The sequence below is a fragment of the Marinobacter sp. genome, assembly GCF_052091845.1.
In the GTDB taxonomy this organism is placed as follows: Bacteria; Pseudomonadota; Gammaproteobacteria; order Pseudomonadales; family Oleiphilaceae; genus Marinobacter.
Window position 1 is genome coordinate 1 of sequence record NZ_JBQDCO010000022.1, and the last position, 5,197, is coordinate 5,197.

Here is a 5,197-nt window from a genome sequence, read left to right on the forward strand (position 1 = left end):
AAACTATGTTTGTTGACAGGGTTGAGTATTATGCATACAATGCGGCTCCTTTTTTTGAAGGTCGGCTTACTAGTTTAGTAGCTGCTACGAGTGGAGTTTGGTGCATCATGCAAAGCCAAAAGATTCGAATCCGGTTGAAGGCGTTTGATTATCGCCTTATCGACCAGTCGACGCAGGAGATTGTCGATACCGCTAAGCGGACCGGCGCTCAGGTGCGTGGACCTATCCCTCTGCCGACGCGGAAGGAAAAGTACACCATTCTGGTTTCTCCGCACGTTAACAAAGACGCGCGCGATCAGTATGAAATTCGTACTCATAAGCGTTTGCTTGACATAGTTGAGCCAACGGAAAAGACAGTAGATGCTTTGATGAAGCTGGACCTGGCAGCAGGTGTAGACGTTCAGATTAGCCTCGGTTAATACCGCCCGGTATTAATCTGTGTAACTGTCCTAAGGCCATAGAGGGTGAAAGCCCCGTACACGTAGAGGTGAGACATGGCAATTGGTGTTGTCGGCCGTAAGGCTGGTATGACCCGTATTTTTACGGAAGATGGGCAGGCCCTGCCTGTCACAGTAATAGAGGTTGAACCTAACCGTATTACTCAGCTCAAAACTCTTGAGAGCGATGGCTATCGTGCCGTTCAGGTTACCGTGGGTGCGCGTCGCGCTTCCCGTGTGACCAAGGGCGAGGCAGGCCATTTTGCCAAGGCTGGCGTAGAGGCTGGTCGTGGAGTTTGGGAGTTTCGTCTGGCAGACGGCGAAGGTGAAGATCTGGCTGCTGGTGGCGAAATTGCTGCAACCGTTTTTGAAGACGGTCAGGCTGTTGATGCTGTTGGTCAGTCCAAGGGTAAGGGTTTTCAGGGCGGCGTAAAGCGCTGGAACTTCTCCATGCAAGATGCCACGCATGGTAACTCCCTATCGCATCGTGCTCCGGGTTCTATCGGTCAGAACCAGACTCCGGGCAAGGTATTCAAGGGCAAAAAGATGGCGGGCCAGATGGGTAATGCGCAAGTAACAGTGCAGAACCTGAAGATTGTCCGTGTCGACGCCGAGCGCAACCTCCTGCTGGTTAGTGGTGCCGTACCTGGCGCGACTGGCGGTGATGTTGTCATCAAGCCTGCACTTAAAGCCTGAGGAGCGGTTCGATGGAATTGACTATTACAGGTAGCGGCAAAGAAATATCTGTTTCTGATGCTGCATTTGCCAAAGATTTTAACGAGTCGCTGGTTCACCAGGTGGTTACTGCTTATATGGCAGCTGGCCGTCAGGGTACCAAGGCTCAGAAGACCCGTTCAGAAGTCAGGGGTGGTGGTAAGAAGCCTTGGCGTCAAAAGGGTACAGGCCGTGCACGTGCCGGTACTATTCGTAGCCCGATCTGGCGCGCCGGTGGCGTAACGTTTGCTGCCAAGCCTCGCGGTTTTGAGCAAAAAGTTAATCGCAAAATGTATCGCGCCGCGATGAGCTCTATTTTCTCTGAACTGGTTCGTCAAGAGCGTCTGGTTTTGGTTGACGATTTTTCGATCGATACGCCAAAGACCAAAGCTTTCGCTTCCAAGCTTTCAGATCTGGGTGTTTCCAATGCCCTGGTTCTGACAGAGAGTGTTGAGCAGAATCTGCATCTGGCTTCTCGCAACGTTCCTCACGTCGATGTGCGTGATGTTGCAGGCCTGGATCCGGTTAGCCTTGTTGCCTTCGAGAAGGTGGTGGTGACTGTTCCCGCTCTGAAGAAGATCGAGGAGATGCTGGGATGAATCAGGAACGTATTTATCAGGTCCTTCTTGGGCCTCACGTATCGGAGAAAGCTTCTCTGGTAGCCGAGCACGGCCAGGTAGTGTTTCGGGTAGCCCCGGATGCCACCAAGCCGGAGATTAAGAAGGCTGTTGAGCAATTGTTCAACGTCACCGTAGAAGGTGTTCAGGTTCTGAACCGTAAGGGCAAGCTAAAGCGTACCGCCCGCGGGTTCGGCAAGCGTAATGACATTCGTAAGGCTTACGTAAAGCTGGCTGAAGGTCAGGACATCGATTTTCTGGATGTGGAATAAGGTAAAGGGGTCGTAATATGCCGATCGTCAAAACCAAACCAACATCTGCCGGACGCCGTCACGTTGTAAAGCTTTACAACCCGGATTTGCACAAAGGGCGCCCTTACGAACCGTTGGTCGAGTCACAAAGTAAGTCGGGTGGCCGTAACAACGCTGGCCGAATTACTAGCCGTCATGTTGGTGGTGGTCATAAACAGCATTACCGAATCATTGACTTCAAGCGGACTAAGGATGGTATTCCTGCGACAATCGAGCGCATCGAATACGATCCTAACCGCTCCGCGCACATCGCGCTAATCAAGTACGCCGATGGCGAGCGCCGCTACATCATCGCTCCCAAAGGTTTGCAGATTGGTCAGCCTGTGCGCTCAGGAATCGACGCGCCTATTAAGGTGGGAAGCACATTGCCGCTGCGGAATATCCCGGTAGGTTCTGTGGTTCATTGCGTTGAGCTCAAGCCTGGCAAAGGTGCACAGCTGGCTCGCTCTGCGGGCGCATCCGTACAGCTGGTTGCTCGGGAGGGCGCGTATGCGACCATCCGCCTGCGTTCAGGTGAAATGCGTAAGGTGCTTGTAGATTGCCGTGCCACGTTGGGTGCTGTATCCAACAGTGAGCATAGCACCAAGCAGCTTGGCAAAGCGGGTGCATCACGTTGGCGTGGCAAGCGTCCAACAGTACGTGGTGTTGCTATGAACCCAGTTGACCACCCGCATGGTGGTGGTGAAGGGCGTACCTCTGGCGGACGTCACCCGGTTACTCCGTGGGGTGTTCCGACCAAAGGGCATAAGACTCGTAAGAACAAACGTACTGATAATATGATAGTGCGTCGTCGTTCAGCCAAGTAAACGACTACATAGAGGAAATTGCTGTGCCACGTTCTTTAAAGAAAGGTCCTTTTATAGACCTGCATCTGTTGAAGAAGGTCGAAGCAGCTCTGGAAGTGAACGAAAAGCGGCCGATCAAAACCTGGTCGCGCCGTTCTACCATCTTTCCAGAGTTTGTAGGTTTGACCATTGCAGTCCACAACGGCAGGCAGCACGTGCCGGTTTATGTCACCGAAGATATGGTCGGGCATAAACTGGGTGAGTTCGCGGCAACGCGTACTTATCGCGGCCATTCGGCCGACAAGAAAGCTAAACGCTGATCGTGAGGGGAATAGAAATGGAAGTAGCAGCCAAGTATAAGGGCGCTCGCCTCTCAGCTCAGAAAGCACGTCTTGTCGCCGATCAAGTCCGCGGCAAGGCTGTTGAGGACGCCCTGAACATTCTGACTTTCAGCCCAAAGAAAGCGGCGGGAGTGATCAAGAAAGCTCTTGAATCCGCCATCGCTAACGCTGAGCACAACGAAGGTCTGGACGTTGACGAACTGCGGGTTTCCACTGTGATGGTGGATGAAGGCCCGACGCTCAAGCGGATAAAAGCTCGAGCCAAAGGGCGCGCTGACAGAATCATGAAGCGCACCTGCCATATCACCGTCAAGGTCGCTGACCAGTAGGAGATGCTCAGATGGGTCATAAAGTAAATCCAACCGGCATGCGCCTGGGTGTGATCAAAGAGCACAACTCAGTATGGTATGCCGATAAAAAGGAATACGCGAAGAACCTGTTGAATGATATTCAGGTGCGCGAATTCCTAGACAAGCGCCTTGTAAAAGCGTCTGTCAGCAAGATTGTGATCGAGCGCCCTGCTCAGAACGCCCGTATCACGATTCATACTGCCCGTCCCGGTATCGTTATCGGTAAGAAGGGTGAAGATGTTGATCGTCTGCGTCGCGAAGTCGGCAAGATGATGGGTGTGCCTGTACACATCAACATCGAAGAAGTCCGCAAGCCGGACCTGGATGCCCGCCTGGTAGCGCAAAACGTTGCCGGTCAGCTGGAGCGTCGTGTGATGTTTCGTCGCGCTATGAAGCGTGCGGTTCAGAACGCCATGCGCCAGGGTGCCAAGGGTATCAAGATCCAGGTTGGCGGACGTCTCGGGGGTGCCGAAATAGCCCGTTCCGAGTGGTATCGTGAAGGTCGTGTTCCACTGCACACATTGCGTGCAGATATTGACTACGCAACCTATGAAGCGCACACCACTTACGGCGTAATCGGCGTCAAGGTATGGATCTTCAAAGGTGAGATTCTTGGTGGTATGGAACAAGTCCGTGCTGACAAGAAAGCCTCTGGGAAAAAAGGTTCTAAGTAAAGGGGCACTCTTATGCTGCAACCAAAACGCACCAAATTTCGCAAGGTAATGAAAGGCCGGAACACTGGTCTTGCTCACCGGGCTAACAAGGTGAGCTTCGGTGAATACGGATTGAAGGCGACCACTCGGGGGCGTATAACTGCGCGCCAGATTGAGGCCGCACGTCGTACCATGACCCGCAAGATCAAGCGGGGTGGTAAGATCTGGATTCGCGTCTTCCCGGATAAGCCAATCACTGGCAAACCCCTGGAAGTTCGTATGGGTAAAGGTAAAGGTTCTGTCGAGTATTGGGTGGCTGAAATCCAGCCAGGCCGTATGCTCTATGAGATGGAAGGCGTGGCAGAAGACATTGCCCGCGAAGCTTTCACTCTGGCTGCTGCCAAATTGCCGGTACAGACCACCTTTGTAACGAGGACGGTGATGTGATGAAAGCAACAGAGCTGCGTGCAAAATCAGCCGAGGAGCTGAAGCAAGAGCTGATCAGCCTCCTGAAGGAGCAGTTCAACCTTCGCATGCGTAAAGCGACAGGTCAGCTGAATCAGTCTCATCTCCTCCCAGGGGTGAAGCGTGATATTGCTCGCGTGAAAACAGTATTGAACGAAAAGGCAGGACAGTGACATGACCGAAGCTACCCAAACTGCCAGAACTCTGAGCGGCAAGGTCGTGAGCAACAAGATGGAGAAATCCATCGTGGTGTTGGTCGAGCGTCAGGTGAAGCACCCTCTGTACGGTAAGTACATGAAGCGTTCAACCAAGATCCACGCTCACGATGAGAGCAACCAGTGCAATATCGGTGACACTGTGACCATTCAGGAAACCCGTCCGGTCTCTAAGACCAAGAGTTGGGCCCTGGTGGAAGTCACTGAACATGCATCCAAGGTGTAAATCGCCCGGAGAACAACCATGATTCAGACTCAGACAATGCTTGAAGTCGCGGATAACAGCGGTGCGCGTCAGGTGATGTGCAT

Annotated in this window: 12 protein-coding genes; all 12 read left to right on the forward strand. The window is 52.9% G+C overall.

Going from position 1 to position 5,197, the window contains the following annotated elements; all coding sequences use genetic code 11:
- Nucleotides 1–107 precede the first annotated feature (107 nt).
- Nucleotides 108–419 carry a 30S ribosomal protein S10 gene (gene rpsJ / locus ACTHYN_RS08785; RefSeq protein WP_041341420.1) on the forward strand — a complete coding sequence of 104 codons (312 nt, stop codon included), beginning with the start codon at nt 108–110 and terminating at the stop codon, nt 417–419.
- 75 nt (nt 420–494) lie between these two features.
- A complete protein-coding gene (rplC, locus tag ACTHYN_RS08790; RefSeq protein WP_441812080.1) occupies nt 495–1,133 on the forward strand; it encodes a 50S ribosomal protein L3 in 639 nt (212 codons plus the stop codon).
- 11 nt (nt 1,134–1,144) lie between these two features.
- A complete protein-coding gene (rplD, locus tag ACTHYN_RS08795; protein ID WP_441812081.1) occupies nt 1,145–1,750 on the forward strand; it encodes a 50S ribosomal protein L4 in 606 nt (201 codons plus the stop codon).
- Entirely contained in the window at nt 1,747–2,040 is a 294-nt protein-coding gene (gene rplW / locus ACTHYN_RS08800) for a 50S ribosomal protein L23 (protein WP_441812082.1), read from the forward strand. The genes rplD and rplW overlap by 4 nt, the downstream gene beginning before the upstream one ends.
- A gap of 17 nt (nt 2,041–2,057) precedes the next feature.
- Nucleotides 2,058–2,885: a 50S ribosomal protein L2 gene (gene rplB / locus ACTHYN_RS08805; protein WP_441812083.1), complete on the forward strand. Its 828-nt coding sequence runs from the start codon at nt 2,058–2,060 to the stop codon at nt 2,883–2,885.
- Nucleotides 2,886–2,908: 23 nt separating this feature from the next.
- Nucleotides 2,909–3,184: a 30S ribosomal protein S19 gene (gene rpsS / locus ACTHYN_RS08810; RefSeq protein WP_441812084.1), complete on the forward strand. Its 276-nt coding sequence runs from the start codon at nt 2,909–2,911 to the stop codon at nt 3,182–3,184.
- Between the two features lie 17 nt (nt 3,185–3,201).
- Entirely contained in the window at nt 3,202–3,534 is a 333-nt protein-coding gene (gene rplV, locus ACTHYN_RS08815; RefSeq protein ID WP_441812085.1) for a 50S ribosomal protein L22, read from the forward strand.
- An 11-nt stretch (nt 3,535–3,545) separates the two neighbouring features.
- On the forward strand, nt 3,546–4,229 hold the full coding sequence (rpsC, locus tag ACTHYN_RS08820; protein ID WP_441812086.1) for a 30S ribosomal protein S3: 684 nt from the start codon (nt 3,546–3,548) through the stop codon (nt 4,227–4,229).
- 12 nt (nt 4,230–4,241) lie between these two features.
- Nucleotides 4,242–4,655, forward strand: coding sequence for a 50S ribosomal protein L16 (rplP, locus tag ACTHYN_RS08825; RefSeq protein WP_200366518.1), 414 nt, complete (start codon nt 4,242–4,244; stop codon nt 4,653–4,655).
- Nucleotides 4,655–4,846 carry a 50S ribosomal protein L29 gene (rpmC, locus tag ACTHYN_RS08830; RefSeq protein WP_441812132.1) on the forward strand — a complete coding sequence of 64 codons (192 nt, stop codon included), beginning with the start codon at nt 4,655–4,657 and terminating at the stop codon, nt 4,844–4,846. Before rplP ends, rpmC begins: the two co-directional genes overlap by 1 nt.
- A 1-nt stretch (nt 4,847) precedes the next feature.
- On the forward strand, nt 4,848–5,114 hold the full coding sequence (gene rpsQ / locus ACTHYN_RS08835; RefSeq protein WP_071267344.1) for a 30S ribosomal protein S17: 267 nt from the start codon (nt 4,848–4,850) through the stop codon (nt 5,112–5,114).
- 18 nt (nt 5,115–5,132) lie between these two features.
- Nucleotides 5,133–5,197 (forward strand): uL14 family ribosomal protein (locus ACTHYN_RS08840; RefSeq protein WP_441812133.1); only part of this gene is annotated, 65 nt, incomplete at its 3' end.

Bases quoted from the DNA above. Each gene is read 5' to 3' on its own strand.
- rpsJ (WP_041341420.1), top strand. From the start codon at position 108: ATGCAAAGCCAAAAGATTCGAATCCGGTTGAAGGCGTTTGATTATCGC.
- rplC (WP_441812080.1), top strand. From the start codon at position 495: ATGGCAATTGGTGTTGTCGGCCGTAAGGCTGGTATGACCCGTATTTTT.
- rplD (WP_441812081.1), top strand. From the start codon at position 1,145: ATGGAATTGACTATTACAGGTAGCGGCAAAGAAATATCTGTTTCTGAT.
- rplW (WP_441812082.1), top strand. From the start codon at position 1,747: ATGAATCAGGAACGTATTTATCAGGTCCTTCTTGGGCCTCACGTATCG.
- rplB (WP_441812083.1), top strand. From the start codon at position 2,058: ATGCCGATCGTCAAAACCAAACCAACATCTGCCGGACGCCGTCACGTT.
- rplV (WP_441812085.1), top strand. From the start codon at position 3,202: ATGGAAGTAGCAGCCAAGTATAAGGGCGCTCGCCTCTCAGCTCAGAAA.
- rpsC (WP_441812086.1), top strand. From the start codon at position 3,546: ATGGGTCATAAAGTAAATCCAACCGGCATGCGCCTGGGTGTGATCAAA.
- rplP (WP_200366518.1), top strand. From the start codon at position 4,242: ATGCTGCAACCAAAACGCACCAAATTTCGCAAGGTAATGAAAGGCCGG.
- rpmC (WP_441812132.1), top strand. From the start codon at position 4,655: ATGAAAGCAACAGAGCTGCGTGCAAAATCAGCCGAGGAGCTGAAGCAA.
- rpsQ (WP_071267344.1), top strand. From the start codon at position 4,848: ATGACCGAAGCTACCCAAACTGCCAGAACTCTGAGCGGCAAGGTCGTG.